General features: G+C 44.2%; 26 protein-coding genes, 1 tRNA gene and 1 rRNA gene. 24 read left to right on the top strand and 4 right to left on the bottom strand.

From position 1 onward, the window contains the following. Positions 1-42: 42 nt before the first annotated feature. The 4 genes from rrf to FKN16_RS03480 all read left to right on the top strand — a co-directional run bounded on the left by rrf (position 43) and on the right by FKN16_RS03480 (position 2,526). Positions 43-159: ribosomal RNA gene (gene rrf / locus FKN16_RS03495) — 5S ribosomal RNA — on the top strand. A gap of 101 nt (positions 160-260) precedes the next feature. After that, positions 261-351, top strand: a tRNA-Ser gene (locus FKN16_RS03490). Positions 352-629: 278 nt separating this feature from the next. Then, entirely contained in the window at positions 630-1,391 is a 762-nt protein-coding gene (locus FKN16_RS03485; RefSeq protein WP_170902002.1) for a cytosolic protein, read from the top strand. Positions 1,392-1,494: 103 nt separating this feature from the next. Further along, positions 1,495-2,526, top strand: coding sequence for a cytosolic protein (locus FKN16_RS03480; protein WP_170902001.1), 1,032 nt, complete (start codon positions 1,495-1,497; stop codon positions 2,524-2,526). 156 nt (positions 2,527-2,682) lie between these two features. Here the strand turns inward: FKN16_RS03480 and FKN16_RS03475 are convergent, their stop codons facing one another. Continuing rightward, on the bottom strand, positions 2,683-3,039 hold the full coding sequence (locus FKN16_RS03475; protein ID WP_005374274.1) for a YibL family ribosome-associated protein: 357 nt from the start codon (positions 3,037-3,039) through the stop codon (positions 2,683-2,685). An 85-nt stretch (positions 3,040-3,124) separates the two neighbouring features. Next, positions 3,125-4,120 carry a 2-hydroxyacid dehydrogenase gene (locus FKN16_RS03470; RefSeq protein ID WP_170902000.1) on the bottom strand — a complete coding sequence of 332 codons (996 nt, stop codon included), beginning with the start codon at positions 4,118-4,120 and terminating at the stop codon, positions 3,125-3,127. A gap of 289 nt (positions 4,121-4,409) precedes the next feature. Here FKN16_RS03470 and FKN16_RS03465 point away from each other — a divergent pair, with 289 nt between their 5' ends. Beyond that, the gene (locus tag FKN16_RS03465) at positions 4,410-4,892 is read left to right on the top strand and encodes a L,D-transpeptidase family protein (protein WP_048624649.1); all 483 of its coding nucleotides are present in this window, start codon (positions 4,410-4,412) and stop codon (positions 4,890-4,892) included. A 35-nt stretch (positions 4,893-4,927) separates the two neighbouring features. Here the strand turns inward: FKN16_RS03465 and FKN16_RS03460 are convergent, their stop codons facing one another. Then, the gene (locus FKN16_RS03460; RefSeq protein WP_046873934.1) at positions 4,928-5,638 is read right to left on the bottom strand and encodes a glycerophosphodiester phosphodiesterase family protein; all 711 of its coding nucleotides are present in this window, start codon (positions 5,636-5,638) and stop codon (positions 4,928-4,930) included. A gap of 239 nt (positions 5,639-5,877) precedes the next feature. On the opposite strand from FKN16_RS03460, the gene FKN16_RS03455 reads away from it, so the two are divergent. The 10 genes from FKN16_RS03455 (at position 5,878) to FKN16_RS03410 (ending at position 16,275) form a co-directional block, all read left to right on the top strand. Beyond that, a complete protein-coding gene (locus tag FKN16_RS03455) occupies positions 5,878-6,831 on the top strand; it encodes an L-lactate dehydrogenase (protein WP_170901999.1) in 954 nt (317 codons plus the stop codon). Positions 6,832-6,978: 147 nt separating this feature from the next. Beyond that, entirely contained in the window at positions 6,979-7,644 is a 666-nt protein-coding gene (locus tag FKN16_RS03450; RefSeq protein ID WP_005393531.1) for a response regulator transcription factor, read from the top strand. Next, positions 7,644-9,017: a sensor histidine kinase gene (locus tag FKN16_RS03445; RefSeq protein ID WP_047007951.1), complete on the top strand. Its 1,374-nt coding sequence runs from the start codon at positions 7,644-7,646 to the stop codon at positions 9,015-9,017. Before FKN16_RS03450 ends, FKN16_RS03445 begins: the two co-directional genes overlap by 1 nt. Positions 9,018-9,224: 207 nt before the next feature. Then, entirely contained in the window at positions 9,225-11,321 is a 2,097-nt protein-coding gene (locus FKN16_RS03440) for a TonB-dependent siderophore receptor (RefSeq protein WP_047007952.1), read from the top strand. A gap of 74 nt (positions 11,322-11,395) precedes the next feature. Beyond that, complete coding sequence (locus tag FKN16_RS03435) at positions 11,396-12,163, top strand: DUF3450 domain-containing protein (RefSeq protein WP_170901998.1); 768 nt, start codon at positions 11,396-11,398, stop codon at positions 12,161-12,163. Next, a complete protein-coding gene (locus FKN16_RS03430) occupies positions 12,164-13,531 on the top strand; it encodes a MotA/TolQ/ExbB proton channel family protein (RefSeq protein WP_170901997.1) in 1,368 nt (455 codons plus the stop codon). Continuing rightward, entirely contained in the window at positions 13,531-14,085 is a 555-nt protein-coding gene (locus FKN16_RS03425; protein WP_006741219.1) for a MotA/TolQ/ExbB proton channel family protein, read from the top strand. Before FKN16_RS03430 ends, FKN16_RS03425 begins: the two co-directional genes overlap by 1 nt. Continuing rightward, on the top strand, positions 14,082-14,486 hold the full coding sequence (locus FKN16_RS03420; protein ID WP_005374257.1) for a biopolymer transporter ExbD: 405 nt from the start codon (positions 14,082-14,084) through the stop codon (positions 14,484-14,486). Before FKN16_RS03425 ends, FKN16_RS03420 begins: the two co-directional genes overlap by 4 nt. Beyond that, positions 14,486-15,106, top strand: a complete 621-nt coding sequence (locus FKN16_RS03415) for an energy transducer TonB (RefSeq protein ID WP_170901996.1) — start codon at positions 14,486-14,488, stop codon at positions 15,104-15,106. Before FKN16_RS03420 ends, FKN16_RS03415 begins: the two co-directional genes overlap by 1 nt. Next, on the top strand, positions 15,103-16,275 hold the full coding sequence (locus FKN16_RS03410) for a hypothetical protein (RefSeq protein WP_046873906.1): 1,173 nt from the start codon (positions 15,103-15,105) through the stop codon (positions 16,273-16,275). Before FKN16_RS03415 ends, FKN16_RS03410 begins: the two co-directional genes overlap by 4 nt. 66 nt (positions 16,276-16,341) lie before the next feature. Here FKN16_RS03410 and FKN16_RS03405 read toward each other — a convergent pair whose 3' ends face one another. Further along, entirely contained in the window at positions 16,342-16,830 is a 489-nt protein-coding gene (locus tag FKN16_RS03405) for a hypothetical protein (RefSeq protein ID WP_065645578.1), read from the bottom strand. Between the two features lie 379 nt (positions 16,831-17,209). On the opposite strand from FKN16_RS03405, the gene FKN16_RS03400 reads away from it, so the two are divergent. Genes FKN16_RS03400 through FKN16_RS03360 form a run of 9 tightly spaced genes read left to right on the top strand, consistent with a single transcriptional unit; the run spans position 17,210 to position 23,604 of the window. Then, positions 17,210-17,839 carry a PepSY-associated TM helix domain-containing protein gene (locus tag FKN16_RS03400; RefSeq protein ID WP_170901995.1) on the top strand — a complete coding sequence of 210 codons (630 nt, stop codon included), beginning with the start codon at positions 17,210-17,212 and terminating at the stop codon, positions 17,837-17,839. Positions 17,840-17,860: 21 nt separating this feature from the next. Beyond that, positions 17,861-18,400, top strand: coding sequence for a DUF2271 domain-containing protein (locus tag FKN16_RS03395; RefSeq protein ID WP_124007440.1), 540 nt, complete (start codon positions 17,861-17,863; stop codon positions 18,398-18,400). 15 nt (positions 18,401-18,415) lie between these two features. Continuing rightward, a complete protein-coding gene (locus FKN16_RS03390) occupies positions 18,416-19,246 on the top strand; it encodes a DUF4198 domain-containing protein (RefSeq protein WP_170901994.1) in 831 nt (276 codons plus the stop codon). Between the two features lie 42 nt (positions 19,247-19,288). Next, positions 19,289-19,609, top strand: a complete 321-nt coding sequence (locus FKN16_RS03385) for a hypothetical protein (protein WP_065645581.1) — start codon at positions 19,289-19,291, stop codon at positions 19,607-19,609. Then, positions 19,606-20,160, top strand: a complete 555-nt coding sequence (locus FKN16_RS03380; protein ID WP_170901993.1) for a DUF6162 family protein — start codon at positions 19,606-19,608, stop codon at positions 20,158-20,160. Before FKN16_RS03385 ends, FKN16_RS03380 begins: the two co-directional genes overlap by 4 nt. 22 nt (positions 20,161-20,182) lie before the next feature. Then, positions 20,183-21,109 (top strand): zinc ABC transporter substrate-binding protein, encoded by a 927-nt coding sequence (locus FKN16_RS03375; protein ID WP_170901992.1) that lies wholly within the window; start codon positions 20,183-20,185, stop codon positions 21,107-21,109. After that, a complete protein-coding gene (locus FKN16_RS03370) occupies positions 21,109-21,837 on the top strand; it encodes a metal ABC transporter ATP-binding protein (RefSeq protein ID WP_104972215.1) in 729 nt (242 codons plus the stop codon). Before FKN16_RS03375 ends, FKN16_RS03370 begins: the two co-directional genes overlap by 1 nt. Continuing rightward, positions 21,837-22,712, top strand: coding sequence for a metal ABC transporter permease (locus tag FKN16_RS03365; RefSeq protein ID WP_104972216.1), 876 nt, complete (start codon positions 21,837-21,839; stop codon positions 22,710-22,712). Before FKN16_RS03370 ends, FKN16_RS03365 begins: the two co-directional genes overlap by 1 nt. 22 nt (positions 22,713-22,734) lie before the next feature. Next, a complete protein-coding gene (locus tag FKN16_RS03360) occupies positions 22,735-23,604 on the top strand; it encodes a zinc ABC transporter substrate-binding protein (protein ID WP_104972217.1) in 870 nt (289 codons plus the stop codon). Positions 23,605-23,744 lie beyond the last annotated feature (140 nt).

Raw genomic sequence — 23,744 nt, 5'->3', positions numbered from 1 at the left:
AGAACGAGAATTAAGAAACAGCTTTCCGGATTAAAGAATTTGCTTGGCGACCATAGCGTTTTGGACCCACCTGATTTCCATGCCGAACTCAGAAGTGAAACGAAATAGCGCCGATGGTAGTGTGGGGCTTCCCCATGTGAGAGTAGGACATCGCCAGGCTTTAAATATCGCTTTCAAGTTTTCTTTTTAATTAAGATAACTGAAGGCAAAACTAAAAATTAGCATCGATAGTATAAGACTAAGTTTTAGTGACAATTTGTGGAGAGATGGCTGAGTGGTTGAAAGCACCGGTCTTGAAAACCGGCATACGTTAATAGCGTATCTAGGGTTCAAATCCCTATCTCTCCGCCACCTTTTAAAAAACCGCTGTTCTTACAGCGGTTTTTTTGTATCTGCTGTTTTTTAACAGCTGTTATCGAAAACGTCTAATTGGCTTTTCTCCGGCCCTTTCTCTAAGTTCTTTAGCGTACTCACTTTGGGTGTATTTTACGCAGTAATATCTTCAATCGAAGACATTTCCATAGGTCATTTGGGCTTTAAGTAGAGCTTTGTTAAGTCTCAACGTGGGATGCTTAAAAGCATTTTGATAGAGTTTCAGTCTAAATACTGCTGACGTACTTGGAGAAAAAATGAAGCTACTTTACTGGTTAGATGAATGGCAAGCGCTTACTCAAAAAGAGCAAAATGCTGCTTTACCAATTTCTGGCTACGATTTACTTGATGATGTTTTTGTGAAGTATGAATTCGTCGATCTTAACAAGCCATTGTTGTTCACATTTTCTCCTTCCGGTACTGATGCTCAGGTACAAGACTTAACTCCGGATTTTTCTCCTTGGGGCTACGACCTCGGAATACAACAACAAGTAAATATTATTGCCTTTCAACATTTAGGTAAAAGCAATTGGTTCCGTAGCCGGAATTTGATTTTCTTTCTGGAGCAGTTGTCTGAGTTGCTTAAGCCCTTCAAATGTCGTTTGGGTTATGGGCAGAGCCGAGGTGGTTTTGCTATTGGCGTATTCGCTGACTTACTGAAGTTGGAGCATCTTTTGTTATTTTATCCTGTTAGCACAAAAAATAAAGCGTTAGTGCCATGGGATGATCGGTCGAGCACTGAGCTTGCTCAACAGTTCGATTGGGAAAGCGGCTACCATGATCGAGATTTGGGCAATGCCAAAGGTTACATTATTTATGACCCCACCAATCGTATTGATCGTCTTCATGCTGAACGTTATCCAGAGCTTACTCATTTAAAAGTCGTCGGTATGGGACACGGCACTCAATCCACACAATTAGATAAATTAGAATTTTTTAATCTGGTGGCGAAGGAGTTTGTTCGTCATCAAACCATAGATATTGACCAATTTAATAAGCAAATTCACGCTTTGTTTTAAAAGAGGACTGATATCAGAGTCCCCTGGAATCAGGGGGAGATGATCACACACTAAAAACTAGATTTTTAACACAATTGCTAGGCGCAATTTAGATGGAGGATTAATGAAGTTACTGTACTGGTTGGATGAATGGCTGGCTCTTTCTCGTGAAGAACAGCAAACCAGGCTACCGATGTCCGGGGAGGACTTACTTGATGATGTGTTTGTTAAGTATGAGTTTGTCGACCGCAATAAACCGCTGTTGTTCACCTTTTCCCCTGCTGGTACGAATCTACAAGTACAGGACTTACACTCAGACTTTGCGCCTTGGGGCTATCGATTAGCCCAGAAACAAAAAGTAAATATTATTTCTTTTCAGCACCTTGGGAAAAGTAACTGGTTTCGCAGCCGTAATTTGATTTTCTTTCTAGAGCAGTTATCGACATTACTTGAGCCTTTTGAATGCCGTTTAGGTTATGGCCTTAGCCGCGGTGGTTTTGCTATTGGCGCTTTTTCCAATCTATTAAAGTTGGATCAAGTATTGATGTTTCACCCGGTCAGTACAAAAAACAAAGTGCTAGTGCCATGGGATGACAGGCCAAGTACTGAACTTGCCCAACAATTTGATTGGGAAGGAAAGTACCACGACCTCGACCTTGGAGGTGCAAAAGGTTACATCATTTATGATCCAACCAATGAAATCGACCGCCTTCACGCCAAACGCTACCCAGAGCTCACTCACTTGAGAGTCTTCGGTATGGGGCATGGTACACACGCGACGTATTTGAATAAATTCGGTTTTTATAAGCAAGTGGCCGTAGATTTTATACGTTATCAGAAGATAGATATAGCGCAGTTTCGCCATCAGACCAAAACGCTGCGATTAAAAGAAGATTACTATCAGTGCCTTAACAAGGCGAATGCGAGTTCACAGCATCGTTTGAACTTACTGAGTATCGCTCATAATGTGTTAATTGAAGAAAAGAAAGAACATGTGAAGGAGCATCAAGCGCAAATCGATATTCAGCCACTTGTTGATATTGCGATGAAGCATGAGCATGACAATCCGCAAGATGCAGTACAACTTTTGGAAGTGGCTCATCAGTTAGTTCCGAATGACCCCGTTGTGGAGCACAAGTTGCAGCAACTGTCGTAGGCGAGTAATGCAGACTGGCATTTTGAATTTGGTTAGTGGCTTTTGTCGCTGGCCTTTTTAAGAGCTTATGGGTTGATATTTCGATGAAATTTAATGAAGCAGTACAAAATAAAAAGCCCAAGCAAATGCTTAGGCTCAACGAGTATTAATATGAGTTTAAAACTCTTTTGGCGCAAAGCCTGTCATGACATCGAGGCGAAGCTCTTTACCAACTTTTGTTAGTGGGTGAACGATTACTAAGCCGCGTACGCGTTTTTTCAGTTTGCCGATGTCCGCTTGTTCTGCTTTGGTGATTTCACGAGAGAATGGCATATCAAGTAAGCTTTTACGTTCTTTGTTCAGCTCATAGTTTTGCTTATGCTTTAACTGGTTAAGCTTTTTGGTTAGCTGTTCTACTTCATCCGTGAACTTTGTAATCATTTCGTGATCACCACGAGAACGTGCCGCATCAAGTTTACGTTGGCATGTATCTAAACGGTTGTGCAGCTTTTGAATATCAGTTTTTATGCTCATGGTAATTTGGCTCAAATTTTAAATAGTCGAGAAGTATAGCATAGCTGAGATCACACGCTCTACTATACTTCTCGATTGTCTGGCTTTAGTTAATCAGTTCATTGCCCGATACGTTACCAGAGAAGAAGGCTTCGACGTTATCAAGGGTCACAGAGGCAATATTATTAAGTGCTTCGTGAGTCAAGAATGCTTGGTGGCCAGTAAACAGCACGTTATGACAAGCCGATAAGCGACGGAAAACATCGTCTACGATGACATCGTTAGATTTATCTTGGAAGAACAAGTCTTTTTCATTGTCATACACGTCTAGACCAAGCGCGCCAATCTTACCTTGTTTCAATGCTTCTATCGCTGCTAGTGAATCCAGCAACTCGCCTCGACTAGTGTTAATGATCATCACACCATCTTTCATTTGTGCGAAGGCTTTTTCGTTCAATAGGTGATAGTTTTCTTCACTCATTGGACAATGGAGAGAGATAATATCCGCACTAGCGTAGATTTCTTCAAGCGAACAGTAACGCGCTCCCATTTCTAGTGCTAATGGATTTTCGTAAGGATCATAGCAAAGCAGCTCCATGCCAAGCCCTTTGAAGATACGCATCGTCGCGATACCAATCTTACCTGTACCAATGACACCAACGGTTTTTCCGTAAAAGTTAAAGCCAACTAGGCCCTCTAGCGAGAAGTTGGCGTCACGTGTACGTTGGTAGGCTTTGTGAAGGCGACGATTTAGGCACATCATCAAACCGACTGTGTGTTCAGCCACCGCTTCTGGTGAGTAAGCAGGAACTCGAACCACTTGTAAGCCAAGTTCTTTAGCGGCTTGTAGATCCACTTTATCAAAACCCGCGCAGCGCATGGCAATAAGCTTAGTTCCGCCTAGAGAAAGCTGTTTAAGAACGGGAGCTGAAAGGTCATCATTGACGAAAGCACACACGACATCGCAACCATGTGCCATTTTGGCGGTTTTTTCGGTTAGCCGGAAGTCGTGATAGTGGAATTCAAAATCTCGGTTATTTTTAATTTTATTAAAAGAGGCCTCGTCGTAGGATTTTGCACTAAAAAAAGCAATATTAATCATGGTTCCCTCTCAAAAAGTGCGGACTTTATAAATAAATATACTTATAAAGTAATGCAACTTAGGCGGAATGAATAGAGAAATCTTCTCTTTAACTTTTGCCATATCAAACAACGATAACGATCACGCCTTTCAATGAGTATTATCTTACGATTCTGCACTTGTGCGTTCATTCCATTAGCTCCTGGGGTAATACAGGGTCTACCCTAGATACTGTTTGCTTTACGGGCGCTAACTGACTAGCATAATCGCTCTTTTCTTGTTCACTTTAGTTAGGTTAGGCGTTCCGGCAATGTCAGTGAAATGGTGCTCTATGTTCTTGTGTTGTGTGTTGGCTTCTGGCGTCCATGCAGCTGTAGATTTTGTTAAAGTCGACAAGTCAAAGCGTCGAATGTATTTAATGGAACAAGGCACAATACTAAAAGAATACCGCATTGCTTTAGGAGCGAACCCTAAAGGGCATAAACAAGAAGAGGGAGACAATCGTACACCTGAGGGCGAATACACCTTAGATTACGTTATAGAAGACTCTGCTTTTTATCGTTCTGTGCATATTAGCTACCCTGATGCGATTGATACGTTGGAAGCGAAGCGGCGAGGTGTGTCCCCAGGAGGGAACATCAAAATTCATGGTTTAAAAAACGGTGAGAGTCAGTTGCCGATTTATATCCAAAGCTTTGATTGGACCAATGGATGTATTGCGATTACCAATGAAGAGATGGATGAATTTATCCAGCTTGTAGAGATGGGGACACCAATTCAGATTGAGTGGTAACGAAATGGTGCCTCTAAAGCTCAAGGTGGTATGTGCTATGGCATAAAGCGTTGTGGATGATCACTAAATATACCGTCTAACTGAGGTAGGTACTTCAGTTTGTTTGGATTGTTCACTGTATAACACATCACTTTGTAACCCGCCTGCTGGAGTTTGTTTATTTGGCGCGAGCGAACCCAGTTAATGTTTAGGTTGCAGCTATAGGCGTTAACTTCTTCCAAAAGGCGTTTATCTTTTCTCGTTAAGAATTCACTCAATACACCTAATCGATACTCATTGCAGTATTTATGCAGCGCTCTAATGACATCATGACTAAAACTGGAGAGTAGTACCTTCTCTTGCGGCATGGGACTTTTTGCTAGTACGTTGGCGAGAGCTTGTGCCACTTCTTCTGCTGGGTGGCGATCTACCTTAACTTCAATATTCAAGTTAAGCTTATGCTCAGTAGCTAAAGTGAGCAGGTCATCTAATGTCATGATTTTCTCACCTGAAAAATCTGCGCTGAACCAGCTACCAAAATCCAACGCCTTTAACTCTTCCAGAGTCAATTCATCGACACGCCCTTGTCCATTACTGCATCGATTTATGGTGTGATCATGGCAAACCACTAAAACATTATCTTTGGTCGGTTGTACATCAACTTCAACCCAATTTAATCCGAGGTCAATGGCGGCCTGAACGCTCACTTTTGTATTTTCTGGGTATGAGCCAGCAACACCACGATGACCAATTACTAATGTTTCCATGTTCTTCATCTTCTGCTTTGTGATGAGCAGATTGTACTCGTTTTTTGCTTTGAAGATATACCTCAAGGTGCATGTTGTCAGATCGTCTTAATAAAAGCCAAATCGCCCATTCGTCAAGGTAGGTAGTTGAAAGCACTCCCGTCTAGTCATGAACCCAAGTTGGACTTTTATTCTCTTGCCGCTCATTTTTAAAGAGCAAGGTAGTTGCGAGTGCATCATGGTTATCGGGAGAGAGAAATATGAAGATCGGTGTTATTGGTGCAGGGGCTGTTGGTGTAGGAGTATGTAATTACTTACTCACTCTGGGTAGTTTTAGTGAGCTTGTTCTACTTGATAAAAATTTAGAACGTGCCGAGGGTGAAGTGTTTGATTTTCGTCACACGATGGCACTGACTTTTTCAAAAAACACACGCATTATGCCGTCGGATGATTACTTAGATTTACTCGAAGCCTCTCTTGTTGTTATCACCGCTGGTACGCAGATTAAACAAGGACAAACTCGTTTGGATATTGCTGAGGTTAATGCTCAAATTGGAGTTGATATTGCGCGTCAAATAGAACGCGTAGCGCCAAATGCGGTGTTGATTGTTGTGTCAAACCCATGCGATATCGTGGCGCACTTTATTGTCACCAACACCGGTTTTGAGCCTAGTAAAGTTATTAGCAGTGGCTGTGTAGTTGATACCGCTCGCTTAATGAGTATTGTTGCTGGCCGTGTAGACCTAGACCCGAAGAACGTGTTTGGTTATGTATTAGGAGAGCATGGTAGCGATTGCTTTACTCCTAAGAGCTTAATTTCTATCGCTGGGCAACCGGCCGACTATTACTGCGATACCCATAACATTGAGAGAATTGATCCGCACGCACTTCTTGAGGCGGTGAAACAGGCGGGATACGAAATCTTTCGGCGTAAGCAGAACACCGTTCATGGCATTGCCGCCAGTGTCTTTCGAATTATTCAAGCCGTGACGATTAACGAACGATCGGTGTTGCCCGTCGGTACGATGATGTCGGGGCAATATGGTTTGCATGATGTTGTTCTCAGCCTACCTACGGTTATTGGAAAAAACGGAGCAAATTCAGTTCTGATGCATCCCTTCACTGAAGAGGAGCTTGTCACATTAAAAACGATCATCGCCCACTTAAAACACATCGTCGAAAATGTCGCTAAGGAGACGAAGCTAAAGCCCTGATCTACCCTCATTATCAGGTGATAGTTAGCTTAGCACTCCGGTCTACTGCTATAGAGCTATTTGTACTAAAGCCCTAGGGTGTGTAGTTGTTTAATTTGTAAATGAGTAATAGAATGCGAACCATTTTTATTTGAATGGTGAGTGGTAATGTCTCGAGTTTTGATAGTGGATGATGACGTTCCTTTGTGTGAGCTATTAGAAGCAGTTTTGCAAGAGGAGGGCTATATTGTCTCTTCTGTACATTGCGGTGAAAGTGCTTTGCAATATATGGAAAAAACGCCGGTAGATCTTGTACTGCTTGATGTCATGTTACCAAACCTTAACGGCATGCAAGTTGCCCGTAGAATCTGTCAACGCTTCGCGACACCTATTCTAATGCTTACTGCTCTTAATGATGAAAACTCGATGCTTGATGGCTACCAAGCGGGAGCCGATCAGTACATAGGAAAGCCTTTTAATGTTGCTGAGCTTCTGATGCGCATCAAAGCGATTCTTCGTCGTGTTGGTTTAGAGCGCCAACGTCAGGCGATGTGCAGTACTGTTCAAACGATCAGTGCTCAGCTCAATAGCTTACCACTCACAAGCACGGAAGCCGAATTACTGAGCTATTTAGTCAAAAACCAAGGTGTGGTGATTTCAAAAGCGGAACTCCAAACCGAAGTATTAAAGAAAGAGCTAAGCCCTTTTGACCGCAACCTTGATATGCACATCAGTAATATACGTCGCAAGCTAGTAGAAGCAGGGCTCTCTAAGCAACATATCAAAACCTTCCGTGGCAAAGGTTACAGCTACCTAGAGGCTGTAAACAATTAATGAAGCTCACGTGCCCACCTTTTATCGCGAAACGTAAAGACAGCTTAGCGTTTAAGTTGTTTAGTTATATGACTGCAATTGTGATAAGTATTTTGGTCGTACAAGCAATGGCTGAGCAAGCTCTCGTGAAAGCCATGCTAAAAGTGCCGGACAGTGTGCGAGAAGAAATGCTCGATCTTGCACATCAAGCCAATGTGCTGATTGAGCACGGAGATATGGACGAACTTGCGGATTGGGCGAACGCGCAAAACTTTTATCTGTTTGTGCTGAATGAGCACCAGCAACCCGTCACTCACCGTTTAATGCATCCACACTTCGAGTTCAAACTTCAATTTAAAAGAAGTATTGATGATCAACTTGAGGGAAAGGTAAATCGCCCGATTATCAATATCCCTTTGGTTAAAGATAATAGCTTGGTGATTCAACTGCCACATCGACTGCATCCCGCACATGACTTCATTTTATATTTCTCTATTCTCAAAGTGGTGATTGCGGTAGTTATTTTGGCGTTGTTCTCATTGCTAATGGCACGCAACTTACAACAGCCGCTTGATCGCTTAAGAGAAGCAAGTAAAAAGCTATCTAACGGCGACTTTAATGTCAGTGTGGTGAAAGAGTTAAAATCGAATACGCGCGAGTTTAACGAGCTGGCGCAAGACTTCGACCACATGACACAGCAAATTCATTCTCTTGCCGAAAAGCAGCGATTGCTTATAAGAGATGTCTCCCACGAGCTCCGAACGCCGTTAGCAAGACAGAATTTAGTTCTACACCTTTTGCGTAAGCGAGTTGGGGAGAACGAGCAAAGCTTGGTGACCAGGCTAGAAGACGAAGCTAAAGAGCTAAACCATTTGATAAGCGATATCTTGGAGTTCAGTCGCTTGGAAAATGCGCGTTTCGACAAAGGTGCGAAACGCCGTGATTTAGAGGTGTTGCTCGCACCGCAAGTAGAGCGGTGCAAAATCGATTTAAAACCAGAACAAACATTGTCATTCCGTTCAGAAGCAACATGCGCCAAAGCTTTTTGCGAAGAAACGCTCGTCATTCGTTGTTTGAATAACCTTGTTGGAAATGCCATCAAATATTCAGGGCAAGCATCTCAGATAGAAGTTTATCTGGCTAATCATGTCAAAGATGGGCAGCAATTGATTACCATGTCTGTATCCGACAATGGGTCAGGTATTCCAGAGAACAAGTTGGTCGATATTTTTGACCCGTTTACTCGCTTAGATGCATCAAGAGATAAGAAGCTTGGCGGTTATGGCTTAGGTCTCGCGATTGTCAAAGAATCCATGCGCATTATGGGTGGATCCGTTACGGCGAAAAATCGTGAACAAGGAGGTCTGAGTGTTACTTTGGTGTTCAAGCAGTAAGTATAGTTAAGTCTTATTAAGTGTGATATTTATCACATTATTGTGGTGCGTCATCAGAGAGTACTTTACAAAAGTTTGCAAATGCAAAGAATGTAAATTTAATGCAAATGGTAATACTTATCACTTATATTCACCCGCGAAATAATTAAGAGGGAATCGCATTCAATAAGTATGTGACCCGAAAAATAATAATCGGAGTGAAAGGATATGTTTACTAAGAGCCATTTGGCGCTAGTGATCGGTGCGGTGTTAGCAACACCTGCAGTGGCGGACGTTCAAACAGACGAACATGTAGTTGTAGAAGGTCGAGAGTTCGGCTACAAGGCGGATACAAACAGTACAGCAATGCGCATGGAAATGACGCAGCTGGAAACGCCAGGACAAGTAGCGGTTATCGATGAAACGGTAATTGATGAGCAGCGTGCAAGTACACTTGGTGAAGTGTTACGTAACGATGCAAGTGTTAGCGCGGGTGGTACAAGCCGTAACCGCGAACGTTTCTCTCTACGTGGTTTTGAGCTTAGCAGTTCAGACGGTTTTCTTCGTGATGGCCGTCAACACTGGTCACACTACCGTCAGCCAATTGAGCTTTTAGAGCGTGTTGAAGTGCTTAAAGGTCCATCAGGCCTGCTATACGGTAAATCTGAGCCGGGTGGCTTAGTAAACATGGTTTCGAAAAAACCAACAACTCAAACACAAGCTAGTTTGAGTCAAGATCTAGGTTCGAATGATCACTCACGCACGGTGCTTGATGTGAGTGGCGCGCTAAATGATGCAGAGACACTGCGCGCGCGCGCAATTTTTGCCAAAGAAAGCTACGGCTCTTGGCGCAGCTACGGCGATGGTACCGAGCCAGAAACGGATCGTACGGTTGCGGGCCTAGTGGTTGAGTACGACATCACCGACAACTTTATGGTGTCAGCGCATTACGATCGCACGAAAGACGATGGTAGTGTGGATTCTGGTGCTTACATTGTGGATGGTAAAGCGGTTCGCGGTGACAAGCACATCTGGGATGCCCAGTGGTCAAAGATTGACAACGAAGTAGAAAACTACGGTATCGATATTAATGCTCAAGTGACTGACAATGTAAACGTAAAAGCGGGTTACAACCGTCAAGACTTTAAGCGTTTTGATGTAGAGTCTTACCCAGGTTTCGATACTTATGACCAAGATACTAAGATCGACCATTCTGGTAACGAACGCAAAGATAATTGGGTGTTTGATACTGCATATATAGATGTGACGACGGACTTTTCTCTGTTTGGTACAGATAACACGTTTTTGGTAGGCGCGAACTATCTAGAGTATACCTATGACCGTTTCCAAAAGTATTACAACCCTATAAGTATAGAAGCCGGTCAGTCAGTGCCTCGTCCTGGCTACTCTGGGAAAGTTAAACAGTCCACAAGCGAGCACGACACTTGGGGTATCTACGCGCAAAACATGATGACGATTAATGATTACTGGCAAGTGCTTGCAGGTGTTCGTTATGACGAAAAGCGTGATGATGACCTGACTGAAAACCAGGTTTCTCCAAAATTTGGTGTAATTTTCCACCCAGCGACGAATGGTTCGGTTTACGTTCAGTACTCTGAAAGCTTTATGCCGCAAGGTGAAGTCAGCAGTGGTCGTGGCAAAACTTACGTGAACGATGGCGAGAAGCTAGATGCAGAGCGCGGAATTTCTTATGAAATCGGTACGAAGTGGGAACTGTTTGATCAGCGCTTATTTGTATCAGGTGCTGTGTTTGATATCACATTAGAGAACATGTCGCTAGATGTTGAAAGTGGTAAAGATGCTAGTAATAAGGTTCTACATAAGAAAACTCAAGGTGGTGAGCAAGTACACAAAGGTGCTGAGCTAATGGCCCAAGGTTTTGTGACCCCTGAGTTGTCGCTAACCGCTTCTGCAATGTACTTGGATGCAGAGCTTAAGAAGGCAGAAAGATATGAAGGCAACCGCCCTGTAGATGTGCCAGAGTTTTCAGCAAGTCTATGGTCTAGCTACAAAGTTCAAGACAACACTAACTTAAACCTCGGTTTGATTTATGAAGGTGATCGCTACGGTGATGCAAAGAACACCTTCAAGAAAGATGGCTACGCTCGCGTTGATATGGGCGTGTCATACAAACATAAGTACGATGAAAACTTGGATATCATTGCTCGATTCAATGTCGAGAACTTATTCGATACCGACTACTTCGCAGGTGGCGGTAGCACGAATAGCGAGCAAAAAGGTGCGAGTGGGGTTGTGGTTGGAGAAGACCGCAACTACATGGCAACAATCCAGTTCAAGTACTGATAACAATTTGATTATTAAAGGGGAAGGGTAGTCTTCCCCTTTGGTCGTTTTTGGAACACAGAAATATAACTCGTATGAATCTAATGAAATCAAGTATCGCTCTGTTGATATCATCGGTTTTGATTCCCGCTCACGCGGCGAACTTAAACGATGCACAAGCTGTGCAGAGTAAAACAAACCAGTCGTCGGCGGTAAGCCAAAAACGTATTGATGCAAGCGCAGAAAAATCACTTACTCTAGAAGCTGAAATTGAGCAGCTGCAAGAGGAAGTCGGTAACTTGAAGATTTATCGCGATCATCTTGCAAGCCTTGTTGAGAGCCAAAATCAAGAAGTTGATAGCTTGAACGAGCAAATTGAGCAGATTGCTCAAACTCGTCAAGGTGTCGTGCCTTTGATGTATCACATGCTTGAGGGCTTAAAAGTGCTCGTCGCTAACGACAAGCCTATACGCAAAGCGCAACGTGAGGAGCGAATTGCAAAGCTGGATTCCATGATGACGCGTGCAGACGTTGCGGATGCAGAGAAGTTTCGTCGTATTTTAGAAGCGTACCAAATTGAAATGGATTACGGCACCAAGCTTGGCGTTTACCAAGGCAAGATTAACCTGGGTGACAATGAAGCTGTGGAGGCGGACATTCTCTATTTAGGGCGTTTGTCTTTGGTAGCACGTAGCTTATCTGGTGACACATTTTGGAGCTGGTCACAGCAACAACAAGCATGGAAACAAGTGGGTTCTGAGCAAAAATCAGAGCTAGATAAAGCGTTCGCTATGGCGAATAAACAGATCGCGCCGAGTATGTTAGCTCTGCCAGTGTCGTTAACCGCTGCGGAGGGCAAATAAATGATGAAAAAATGGTTATCGGTTGCATTAATCTCGACAGCCGCATTAATGCCTCATACAACTTTTGCTAGTGATGCGTTGTTACAAAAGGCGCAGCAAGAAAATCGTCAACAGCAATCGCACAATGTCGCGCGTGAATCAGGTTTTAAGAAAACAGAGCAAGAACTACAGGCTATAAAGAATAAATTGGCCGCAGAGCGAGCGGCTCTTCAAGCAGAAGCGGACTCATTAAGTGTTACTTTCGGTGAAAACGAAGCGGAACTGGCGCAGCTAGAAGAAAAGCTACGTCTAGAAACCGGGAGCTTAGGTGAGCTATTTGGCGTCGTTCGCCAGAACGCAAAAGAGCTAGAGTCAGAGCTCAAGAGCTCAGTAACGGGTGTAGATGCAAACTCATATCAGAAAGATATCGATGCTATTGTTGCGGCTAAATCACTGCCAACGTTGATCCAACTTCAGGCGATGTGGCGTAGCATGGAAGAACAAATCAAAGCAAGTGGTGAGATGGCAAACGTCTCTTTCACACTGCTAAATGGCGAAGGTCGTGAACAAACGGTTAATGGTGTTCGTCTTGGTTCTATGGCGCTGCTGGATGACACTGGCTACGTTAAGTGGAATGGTCAACGCGGAGATGCGGTAAACTATCTTCGTCAGCCTGAAAGCGGTCCAACAGCGAATACTATTTCCTCTGGTGACATTGATGCGCTTGTCATTGACCCGTCACGCGGTATTCTCCTTGAGCAGCTCGCAAACTCACCGACTTTGGCTGATCGCCTAAATGCAGGCGGCGTTGTCGGTAAAATCATCCTTGGTTTATTAGCTATCGGCCTATTGATTGCTCTCGTACGTGGTGCATCTCTGATCATTTCGCGCCAGAAAATCATGAAGCAACTGAAAACTCCAGCACAGCCAGGAGACAACCCTTTAGGTCGTGTGCTTGCGGTGTATCAGAAAGATAAGCATCGCAGCGTAGAAGCGTTAGAGCTACGTCTTTTGGAAGCCGTTGTTGATGAGCAAACCCACTTAGAAAAAGGGTTGTCGATGCTGAAGCTTCTTGCTGCGCTGGCCCCTATGCTTGGTCTACTGGGCACGGTAACGGGTATGATCGAAACCTTCCAAGTCATCACTCAATTTGGTAATGGTGATCCGAAAGTAATGGCGGGTGGTATTTCGATGGCGCTTGTAACTACTGTACTTGGCCTTGTTTCAGCCATGCCATTGTTATTGGCGCACAACGTATTGAGCTCTCAAGCAGAAAATATTCGCAGTATCTTAGAAAAGCAAGGTATCGGTTTAGTTGCAGAACAAGCTGAGCGTGATATGCCGAGTCACAAAAATCACTCTAACACCTTAGCGGAGAACGCAGCGTAATGGAGCAGATCCTACTCAACACATTGGGTTTGATCAGTGAGGATTGGGCCACAACCTTGATGAGCTTTATGCAGCAAGGTGGTCAAATCCTATGGTGGCTGGCTGCCGTCGTGGCGGTGTGCTGGCTGTTGGTTATGGAGCGAGTTATTTATCTCACAACGGTTTTCCCTGGGGTAAAGAAACAGCTTTGTGAGCAGTGGCAAGCAAGATCAGAGCACCACTCTTGGTACGCGCATCAAATCCGTGAAGGATGGATTGCAAAAGCGCAAATCGAACTGCGCCAAAACCTATCGACTATTAAGCTGCTTGTGGCGGTTTGCCCAATGCTAGGGTTGTTAGGGACGGTGACGGGCATGATTACGGTGTTTGACGTAATGGCATCGCAAGGCAGCAGCAATCCGAAATTGATGGCTTCAGGTATCTCACTTGCTACGCTGCCAACCATGGCGGGTATGGTAGCAGCGCTGGCGGGCATGTTTATTCATGCTCGCCTTAGCAAAGTGTGTGAACGAAAAGCTATCCAGTTAGAACAATCTTTAAGGAGTCAAAAGTGAGACTCGGACGCAGACCTAACCAACAAGATGAAGCTCAAGTCGATTTAACGTCGATGCTTGATATCGTCTTCATCATGTTGATCTTCTTCATTGTGACCAGTTCGTTTGTACGTGAATCCGGTGTAGAAGTGAACCGCCCTCAGGCTTCTAATGTGGTAAGCCAAAAAGATGCGGGCATTTTTATCGCAGTAACGGCAGCAAATGACGTGTACATCGACAAACGAGTGGTTGATATTGAGCGTGTTGAGGCCTCTATTGAGCACTTGTTACTTGATCAGCCTGATGCTTCGTTAGTTATCCAAGCTGACGAGCATGCTTATAATGGCACTGTCGTGAAAGTGATGGACGCTGCAAAAGCGGCGGGCGTGAAAAACATCGCATTGGCGGCGGAGAAACCTTAATGGACAGGCTGTTACTTGCACTACCAGCATCACTGTTAATTTCTGTGAGCCTGTTTAGCTTTATGGCGTGGATGGTTGATAAAGGCAACCAGCGTGCGCCAGAAGCTTCGGAAGCGGTTCGTTTTGATATGGTGATGGTAGAGAATGAAGCAGACGTGCAGCGTCGTCAACGTTCAGTGCCGGAGCAACCAGAACCACCCCAAGCGCCGGAGCCAATGGATCTGTCTCAAGCTGACACTCAAATGGAGCCAATGAGCCAGATGACGCCAGTCAGTGCTTTAGGTTTGAACACTGCCCTTGAAGGTATCGCGATCAGTGCGCCAAACTTGAAGGGAACAATGGGCAACCAACAAGCACTGCCGTTGTATCGTGTTGATCCTCGCTATCCAAGTAAGGCGCTGAAACGTAGAGTTGAAGGCTATGTCATTATGCGTTTCACGATCGACGCAACGGGACGACCAAAAGATATTGAAGTGATCGAGGCTGAGCCACAGCGTATGTTCGAAAGAGAAGCGATTCGTGCGCTTAAAAAATGGAAGTATCAGCCAAAAGTTGAGGATGGTGTGTCAATTGAGCAGTTCGGACAAACCGCTAAAGTGGAGTTCAAGTTAGCCAAATGATGAAAAAATTCTTAATCGGTACGGTATTAAGCCTGAGTGCACTTTCAACCATTGCCAGTGAGTTAAGCCAATACACTGCCGCGAGAGTTCAACGAGCACACAACTTGGCTCAAGAGGAGAAACTAAAAGAAGCGATTTCATCTCTTGAAGCTATGGAGCTTTCTCGTGGATATGACCAAGCTTATGTCGCTCGAATGTTGGGTATTTTTTACTGGCAGAATGAACAAACTCAAGCAGCAATTAAGCAACTTGAGTTGGCAGTCAATAGTGGTTTGCTACAAGATGAGCAAGCATGGCAAACCCGAAAAATGTTGGCAGATATACTGCTGAACGAGCAACGCTTTTCTAAGGCGTTACCTCATTACTATGCCTTGAGCAAAAACATTCCTAAAGGTCAAAAAGCGCATGAGCTATGGCTGCGTATTTCCCAATCTCATTATCAACTGAGTCAGTGGCAAAAAGTGCTTTCAGCAATGGCTCGTTATGAGAAGTTTGGTCAGCCAGACAAGCTTGGCGCATTGTCGATAAAGCTTTCTGCTGAGCTAGAACTGAAAAAGTGGAAGCCGGCAATCTCGACCATCAAACGCTTGATCGCGATTGAACCTGAGCGAATTGAATGGTGGCGCCAGCTTGTTGCTCTTTACCTGCGTGTTGATGACAACAAACGTGCTCTGGACTCTTTGGCGTTGGCAAAACTGAAAGGGTTACAACTTAGCCAAGATGACTTAAAGCTGCTGGCACAATTGTACGCTAAACGAGGTATTCCTGAGAGAGCTGCGTTGGTGATGAACGAGCTAGAGGATGTAAACTCGAATAGTAAACTGAAAGCTCAGCAAGCGACGTATTGGCAAATGGCAAAAGAGTGGGAAGAGTCTATCGATAGTTGGCGTGTTGCTGCTCAGTTAGACCGACAGTATTACTGGAACTACTCTCAATTATTGGTGCAAGAAGGCCACTATAAAGATGCCCTTGCCGCGCTCGATAAGGTCAGCGGTCGTAAAGCGGATGTCGCACTTATCAAAACTCGCGCTTACTACAAGCTTAAGCGGTTTGACGATGCACTTGCTAATGCCAAAAGAGCGGATGAGATAAAACCGTCGAATCAGGCAAAAAGTTGGGTTAAGTATCTATCTCAGCTACGCAAAGTAGAATCGACGCAAAACTCATAGCGAACATTTTTATTAAATACCCGAGCTCAGTCTCGGGTATTTTTTGTCTAAAGTCATAAAGGCTATTTACTGTATGAGCTTTTCATAAAAAGCTAATGCATCAAATGGTCGGGAGAAAAAAGGGCTTTTCTCTATATATTCTTGATGTACCTTGCTCAGTGTTTCAAACTTTTCTCTCGATGTAGGTTCGATATGAAAAGTAAGGCTTTCAGTCGATTCTACAAGCTTTAATGTTGAGGTTCTTGAAGCGTTATTTTTTGCTATTAATAGATAATATGCTAGCTCTTGCTTCTCTTTTAATACACAAGCCTCAAAAGCTTTCTCGCTTAAAAACGGCAGAACAGGAGTTAATGCTTCTATATGCTTCTTTGAATACTCTAGGGTTTGTTTGTCAGGTGTATTCTGGTCTGCCATAGATTCGCACAGCTTTATCTTAGCACCATAATTATCAATAGATTGGCTTACGTTTTTAAACAAACTGGCTTCAAATTTTTCACTTGCTAAAGTGGCACTTGAGAAAAGTGATAAGAGTATTATTACAACATTCTTGTTCATATTTTTCCTTCTGAACTGCACCATAACGTTTGGCTAGCATCAGAAAATCTTCTCTATCTAACCCTACACTAACTTCTTAGCTTACCTTTTTAATCTAGCTTATCGATAGCTTTTAAGCTTTTCATTAAATATACATAAAGGCGCATTTTGGTGGAGTCTATCCCACTTTTTAGTATTGGAAATATCATTAAATTTTGAGTCATTAAAATCAATAGGGTTATTATCTAGAGGGTAGGCAATTGGTCACTCATATTGGCGCAAATAGTTACAACATGCGCCAGCCAAGCTGAATTGAAAAAGTAAACAATGTAAATTAAATGCCAATACGAATGATTATCACCTAAATTATGCTCCACATTTATTGGTGATGATTGTTTCTATGCTGCTTAAAAGCAAAGGTGTTCAAACTTGGGCTCGACGCCTACATATCTATATATCGATGGCTCTTCTCTTAGTTACGCTGTTTTTTGCAATAACTGGTATTACCCTCAATCGCCCCGAATTATTTGAACGCCGTGAACCTATCATTCAACAACATACTCTTACGGTTCCACACTCAGTTCTATTCTCACATTCAGATACTTTTCAACCTAATCGTGAAGAACTGGTGGCTTTTTTGACTAAGGAAACCGAGCTTCGCGGCACTCCCTCTGCGTTAGATGTGTATACCGAAGTTGAGCAAGGTGAGTTGTTACTCGGAGAGCTGTCTTTGGATTTTAAAGGCCCGGGTTATAACGCTACGGTCTTTCTTGATATGACTACTGGTGCGGCAGAGGTTGAAACGACGCACTACGGTATTGTTGCGCTGCTGAACGATCTACATAAAGGGCGCAACAGTGGTGGGATTTGGAAGTGGTTTATCGACGTCACTGCGCTTTTGATGGTGTTTTTTGTTCTAACAGGTGTGTGCTTATTACTGCCTAAGAAGAAGACGCTTAGAACGTCAATGCAATGGATGAGCTTTGGTACGTTACTGTCGCTCGTGATTTATTTTGTTGCTGTTCCATAACAGCTTTTTTAGAGAACACTTATGTTGAACACAGGAAGATTTTTCCGCCGTAATCACTTTTGTAAAGCCGCTTTGATCGCGGCTTTTGCTCCTTTCTCTCTTTCTGCGGCTCCTCTACCAGATAACGCGAAGATCGATTTCGAATTCGAACTTCCAAAGATAGACACTTCAATGTACGCACGCCCTTATGTGGCGGTGTGGGTTGAAAACGATCAGCGTAAACCGGTTAAAACCATTCAGTTATGGGTAGGGAAAGACGAATGGTTAAAAGATCTACGCAGCTGGTGGAGAAAAGCGGGTCGTTATGATCGTGAACTTGTTGATGCGGTGACGTCTGCAACGCGCCCTGCTGGACAGTACCGTTTTGTTTGGGACGGAACCAATGATGCAGGAAAGCGTTTGGAGCAAGGAAATTACACGTTGTACGTCGAAGTTGTTCGTGAACATGGTGGGCGAAACTACTTACGTCAAAAAATAACGCTAGCGGACAGTGACGTGCGCTATGAGCTTAAACCAACACAAGAGACGGGTGTCATCACCGTCAATTATCAAGTTAAGTGATTAAAGGACACAACAATGAAAACCAAAATGAAAGCAGTGGCATTGGCGAGTGTAATGGCAATGGGATTGGCTGCAACAACCACCGCACAAGCGCATCCACGTTGGGTTCTGCCTTCTCACTTTACGGTTTCAAAAGAAGGTGGTGACTGGCTGACATTTGATGTTACTGCTTCTCACGGGACGTTTGTTTTTGATAAGCCTGCGGGTAGTGACCAAGCGTTCGTGGTGATGCCGGATGGCCGTTCTGAGCGTCCTAACTTTGTTGTTCGTGGTAAACGTCGTTCTATGTTTGATTTCTTTTTTACGGAAGAAGGCACGCACAAAGTCGCGATCAATAATCAGCCGAGCTACTACACCCAATACAAAGCGGGTCGTCGTGATACGGTGAAGTGGGCGCGAGCAAACAAAGCTGAGCGTGGTGATGTGCTTCCCGAGCAAGCACGTGATGTGGTTACTCAACTAAGCTACACCCGAGCAGAAAGCTACATTACGGTTGGTATGCCAACGGACAAAGCGTTGGAGATTGAAGGCAAAATGCTGGAGATGAAACCGATTACGCATCCATCGGATATCATTGAAGGTGAACCAGTCACTTTCCAGTTTTTCTTCAATGGTGAGCCACAAGAGGGCGTCACAGCGGAGATCACACGTGAAGGCACCATGTACCGAAACCATCAAGAACAAATCGATGTGGTGAGTGATGAAGATGGCAAAGTGATCTTCATGCCAGAGGTCGCAGGGCGCTACTTAATGAAAGCGAACTACAAAGGTGAGTTAAAAGATAATCCATTGGCGGATAAAGCGAGTGCCAATGTTCACCTTACGTTTGAAACTCAACTTAACTAATCGAATTAGGCTCAGCAATCGCTGGGCCATTTTGGAATCATCATGAATAACACTTCTCTTCTCAAAGCTGCTTTGATTTTTTCTGGATTTACTTCTTTTCACGCTGCTGCACATTTCCCTCTGATGAGTTGTCACTTGGCGCAAGATAAAGTGATTTGTGAAGCGGGCTACTCGGATGGATCGACAGCGGTCGACTACGATGTCGAAATGTACGATTACGACGACAATCTGATCGCCAAAGAAAAAACAGATAAGCGTTCCATCGCAGAATTTACTCACCCTGAAACAGATTTCTATTTGGTATTTGATGCCGGACATGAAAGCCCGGTGGAAGTGGATATCGTTGAGCTGAAAGAGAAATGAGTGTACAGAAAGTTCGCCCTGATGATGGTAACCGAGAAGGAAAGTGGGTCGCACTGACAATCGCAGCAATTCTCAGTTCAGCAGCCATACTTATGCCCTACCATCAGGTCGCGACTGAAAAGCCAGACATACAGGCTCATCAAGTTTTAATCACGGACTTACATCAAAACGAGTTGGGTTTGATCGCTGAACTTAAGCTTGCTCATGAAGAGATTCGTGATTTGCAGCTAGAAACTGGAACTTGGCCTGAGGTCTCTGACATGGAGGCGCTTTGGGTTGCTCCATTCGTAAAAGACCAAAATTGGAAGCGCAAAGGGTCTCATCAGTGGAAACGAATCGATGACGGAGTCTACATTGGCATGAAGACAAATGCCCAAGGTTCTGCCTCTATGCTTCTGGATAGCCGTGGCTCTCAAGCTGATATTTGGTTTAGTGATTCTAGCCGATCGTTAAATGCGGAGGTACTAAGCGATCTAGCAAAACGCCGCCAGCATGGCTGGCAACAAATCGTTCTGTCAGATTTCTCTTCTTCCCATTCTCACGCCCATTAAGACAACATAATTGATAAGTACTATGCTCAAACGCTCTCTTTTACGTCGTATTCTTACAGCCACCGTGTTATTGACGGTGTCTTCTACAGGCTTTGCTGCCGATAAACTCAGTATTGGTATTACGCTTCAACCTTATTACAGCTATGTCAAAGCTGTTGTTGATGACAAGGCGAACATCATTCCTCTGGTCGATGCTGGTTTTAACCCTCATAACTATTTACCGCAACCCAATGATCTTAAACGTTTGAATGAAATGGATGCGATAGTGATCAATGGTATTGGTCATGACGATTTTGCACTGAAAGTGATCAAAGCCTCTCAGCGTGATGATCTCGTGGTTATCGAAGCGAACAAAGAAGTGCCTCTGTTACCGGCGATGGGGCAGTCAGTTGGTCAAGGTGCAGTGAACCCTCACACCTTTGTTGGTCTATCGACCACTATTCAAAAGGTTTACACCATCGCGAGTGAGCTAAGTAAACTGGACCCAGACAACGCTACTTTTTATCGCCAAAATGCTCGTAAATACGCGAAAACTTTCCGCCTGATGAAGCGTGATGCAATGTTGTCTCTTGGTGAGTTGGACACGGCTGGTATGAAGGTGGCGACAACCCATAATGCTTACGGCTATATCCTTCAGGAGTTTGGTGTTGACGTCGCAGCTGTCATTGAGCCTGCTCATGGCGTTGAACCAAGTGCCAGTCAGTTGCAGGAAACGATTGAGAAAATTCGTGAATCCGGCATTGATGTGCTGTTTTATGAGCTCAATATGCCGAACCGTTTTGTTGATACCATCGAAGAGGCGACAGGGGTGCAGCTTTATCGCTTTTCTCACATGACTCACGGTGAGTATGAGGCTGATAAAGTCGAGGTTGAGATGCGAGATAACGTGGAAACGCTCATTGAAGCAATGAAGTTTGTTGCGAGCAAGCGAGCAGGGGAAAAGGCGTAATGACAGGTCCTTCCGTTTCCTTAAATAACGTGGGCCTGAAATACGCCGACAATATTATTTTGCAGAACATCAACGCTGAATTCGAGAGTGCGAAATGCCACGTGATTATGGGGCCGAATGGTGGTGGGAAAACCTCTTTGCTTCGTTCGATACTTGGGCTAACACCATTTTCGGGAAACATTGCACTCAATTGGCCAGAGCAATCAGCTGCATCGGGTAAGATAGGATATGTACCACAAAAGGCGATGTTCGAGGCAAGCCTCCCGTTAACCGTGATGGATTTTGTGCTGCTTAATCAAACCCGTATCCCTCTATTTTGGCGACGTAAAACAAAGCAAACTCAACATGCTCTGGCCCAGCTGGATCGTGTGGGCATGGCAACGCGTTGCGATCGTCGTATGGGGCAACTCTCTGGCGGAGAGCAACAGCGTGTTTTGTTTGCGCAAGCTTTACTGGATGAGCCCAATTTATTGGTTTTAGATGAACCTACAACTGGGATGGACGAGCAAGGTGTTCGGTACCTTGAAGGTTTGATTCATGAAGTCGTTGGAGAAGGCAAAACGGTACTGGCAGTACACCATGACGTGACCGCAGTGCGCCGTTTAGACGCGCAGGTCCATGTCGTAAATCGTCAAATTGTGGCGTCAGGGCACCACTCAGATGTGTTAAGTCCTGATCGTATAGAAACATTATTCAAGCACTACACAGCAAAAGTGGAGGCTGCATAATGGATTGGTTACGAGAGTTAGCGGTTAGCGGCGTTGAAGCTGGGTGGTTAAGCGATAGCTTTTCTTATGCCTTCATGGTGAACGCAATTGTGGCAGCGCTGATATTAGGACCGTTACTTGGTGGTCTTGGGACATTAGTCATCGCCAAGCGACTAGCTTTTTTCTCTGAAGCGGTTGGGCACGCTGCGCTTACCGGAATCGCGATTGGTGTGTTGCTCGGTGAGCCGCCAGAGAATCCGATCATCGGATTGTTTAGCTTTTGTATGATTTTTGCGCTGTTGCTTCACTTTGTTCGTAATCGTACCAATGTACCTTACGACACACTGGTTGGGGTTTTTCTTGCGCTAGCGTTAGCGGTTGGTGCTGCGCTGTTAATGTACGTTGCTCGTAAGATCAACATTCACATGTTGGAGAACGTGTTGTTTGGCTCGATCTTAACTGTGACGGACAACGATATCCTTATTTTAGCGATCAGTTGTTTGATCATATTACTGCTTCTTATTCCTACGTTTAACCGCATTTTGCTGACTTGTATCAGCCCGGATATTGCACGTGTACGCGGCTTTAATACCAGCTTTTATGATTACTTATTTGTCATGATGATCACCTTGGTCACCATCGCCGCGGTAAAGATTATTGGCGCGGTATTGGTTGGTGCATTGCTACTGATTCCTGGAGCAACGGCTAGGTTATTGACTAAACGCATGGGCACTTTCGTTCTCCTTTCTTCTTTATTGGCAACCATTGCGTGTTTAGTCGGAACCATACTGCCGATGGAGCTTGAGCTACCAGTGCCATCAGGCGCATCCATCATCATTGTTTCTGCGGCATTTTTCCTAACAGCAACGGTTTACCGAATTATCCAAAAAGCGTAACCCTTTTTATAAAGTAATGAACATGAAGATAAAAAAATTAGCGATAACTTTTGGTTTGGTTATAGCGACGACACTTCCATCGTTGGCAAGCGCCAAAGACATTTTAACCAGCACTCCCGTCACGTACATGTTGTCTGAGCAACTCATGAAAGGTACAGGGATAGAGACTCAGTATCTGCCTCCAAAGCGTTACGGCGTTGAGCGTCTTGAGAACTGGTTCGCAAATAAAGGTACAGAGCAAGTTAAGCAAGCGGGTCAAGCCGCGACGGTTGCTATTACTCTTGGTGCGATTTGGAAACAAGACCCGACTTATGTTTACGCTCGACAGGGCAACATTCACTTGATTGAAATCGATGCATCGCAGGCCATTTCTCCTAGAGCTCAAGGAGTTGCAGTACTGACATTGGAAAACGGGTCAACATCGAAGTACGCGTGGCTGAACCCTACAAACTTAATCCGAATGGCGGGCATTGTTGGAGAGGATCTACAACGTGTATATCCTGAGCACCAAAAGGCGATTCAAACGAATCAACAGGCTTTTATGCTCAATGTGCGTGAACTGCTCAACCAACAACAGGCAGAGATCTTCGATAAAGGCATCGATTCAGTGGTACTGATGAGTGAGTCACTAGAGGACTTTGCCTCTGGCAACCAATTGTTTGTGGTTGGGCGCGAATTTAAGCCAGAACTCGAGTGGACAGAAGAAGACAAATTATCTTTAAAAGCTCAGTTTGAACAAGATAAAACGCTATGGTTAGTTACGGATAAACGACCGTCGAAAACCTTGACATCGCTTATTAAACCGAGTCGTATACTGCAAATTGATGTTATTGACCGCTGGGGCAGTAAGGGTATCAAAACTGAGAAGCCACTCGCACGTTGGGAGATGTGACACGTAAAAAGCCACAGATTTTATGATGGGGAATGAAAAGTTCCCTATTCTTTTGTGACTTAGTTCAAAACGTGAGCATTAATACCACTGGTTGCATAAGAAAGTGTTTGTTTCATTTCTATTTCATTACTACTTTGTTA

Origin of the sequence: Vibrio sp. 11-4(1), from assembly GCF_013048625.1 — a bacterium.
Classification (GTDB): domain Bacteria; phylum Pseudomonadota; class Gammaproteobacteria; order Enterobacterales; family Vibrionaceae; genus Vibrio; species Vibrio diabolicus.
Note: the sequence above shows the minus strand (reverse complement) of the source record. Positions and strands in the feature narration are given on the sequence as shown.

Coding starts and splice junctions, on each gene's coding strand:
- FKN16_RS03435 (WP_170901998.1), top strand. CDS start 11,396: ATGAATCTAATGAAATCAAGTATCGCTCTGTTGATATCATCGGTTTTG.
- FKN16_RS03405 (WP_065645578.1), bottom strand. CDS start 16,830: ATGAACAAGAATGTTGTAATAATACTCTTATCACTTTTCTCAAGTGCC.
- FKN16_RS03360 (WP_104972217.1), top strand. CDS start 22,735: ATGAAGATAAAAAAATTAGCGATAACTTTTGGTTTGGTTATAGCGACG.
- FKN16_RS03440 (WP_047007952.1), top strand. CDS start 9,225: ATGTTTACTAAGAGCCATTTGGCGCTAGTGATCGGTGCGGTGTTAGCA.
- FKN16_RS03455 (WP_170901999.1), top strand. CDS start 5,878: ATGAAGATCGGTGTTATTGGTGCAGGGGCTGTTGGTGTAGGAGTATGT.
- FKN16_RS03465 (WP_048624649.1), top strand. CDS start 4,410: ATGTCAGTGAAATGGTGCTCTATGTTCTTGTGTTGTGTGTTGGCTTCT.
- FKN16_RS03415 (WP_170901996.1), top strand. CDS start 14,486: ATGGACAGGCTGTTACTTGCACTACCAGCATCACTGTTAATTTCTGTG.
- FKN16_RS03425 (WP_006741219.1), top strand. CDS start 13,531: ATGGAGCAGATCCTACTCAACACATTGGGTTTGATCAGTGAGGATTGG.
- FKN16_RS03395 (WP_124007440.1), top strand. CDS start 17,861: ATGTTGAACACAGGAAGATTTTTCCGCCGTAATCACTTTTGTAAAGCC.
- FKN16_RS03450 (WP_005393531.1), top strand. CDS start 6,979: ATGTCTCGAGTTTTGATAGTGGATGATGACGTTCCTTTGTGTGAGCTA.
- FKN16_RS03485 (WP_170902002.1), top strand. CDS start 630: ATGAAGCTACTTTACTGGTTAGATGAATGGCAAGCGCTTACTCAAAAA.
- FKN16_RS03380 (WP_170901993.1), top strand. CDS start 19,606: ATGAGTGTACAGAAAGTTCGCCCTGATGATGGTAACCGAGAAGGAAAG.
- FKN16_RS03460 (WP_046873934.1), bottom strand. CDS start 5,638: ATGGAAACATTAGTAATTGGTCATCGTGGTGTTGCTGGCTCATACCCA.
- FKN16_RS03370 (WP_104972215.1), top strand. CDS start 21,109: ATGACAGGTCCTTCCGTTTCCTTAAATAACGTGGGCCTGAAATACGCC.
- FKN16_RS03390 (WP_170901994.1), top strand. CDS start 18,416: ATGAAAACCAAAATGAAAGCAGTGGCATTGGCGAGTGTAATGGCAATG.
- FKN16_RS03470 (WP_170902000.1), bottom strand. CDS start 4,120: ATGATTAATATTGCTTTTTTTAGTGCAAAATCCTACGACGAGGCCTCT.
- FKN16_RS03400 (WP_170901995.1), top strand. CDS start 17,210: ATGCTGCTTAAAAGCAAAGGTGTTCAAACTTGGGCTCGACGCCTACAT.
- FKN16_RS03385 (WP_065645581.1), top strand. CDS start 19,289: ATGAATAACACTTCTCTTCTCAAAGCTGCTTTGATTTTTTCTGGATTT.
- FKN16_RS03365 (WP_104972216.1), top strand. CDS start 21,837: ATGGATTGGTTACGAGAGTTAGCGGTTAGCGGCGTTGAAGCTGGGTGG.
- FKN16_RS03375 (WP_170901992.1), top strand. CDS start 20,183: ATGCTCAAACGCTCTCTTTTACGTCGTATTCTTACAGCCACCGTGTTA.
- FKN16_RS03445 (WP_047007951.1), top strand. CDS start 7,644: ATGAAGCTCACGTGCCCACCTTTTATCGCGAAACGTAAAGACAGCTTA.
- FKN16_RS03480 (WP_170902001.1), top strand. CDS start 1,495: ATGAAGTTACTGTACTGGTTGGATGAATGGCTGGCTCTTTCTCGTGAA.
- FKN16_RS03475 (WP_005374274.1), bottom strand. CDS start 3,039: ATGAGCATAAAAACTGATATTCAAAAGCTGCACAACCGTTTAGATACA.
- FKN16_RS03410 (WP_046873906.1), top strand. CDS start 15,103: ATGATGAAAAAATTCTTAATCGGTACGGTATTAAGCCTGAGTGCACTT.
- FKN16_RS03430 (WP_170901997.1), top strand. CDS start 12,164: ATGATGAAAAAATGGTTATCGGTTGCATTAATCTCGACAGCCGCATTA.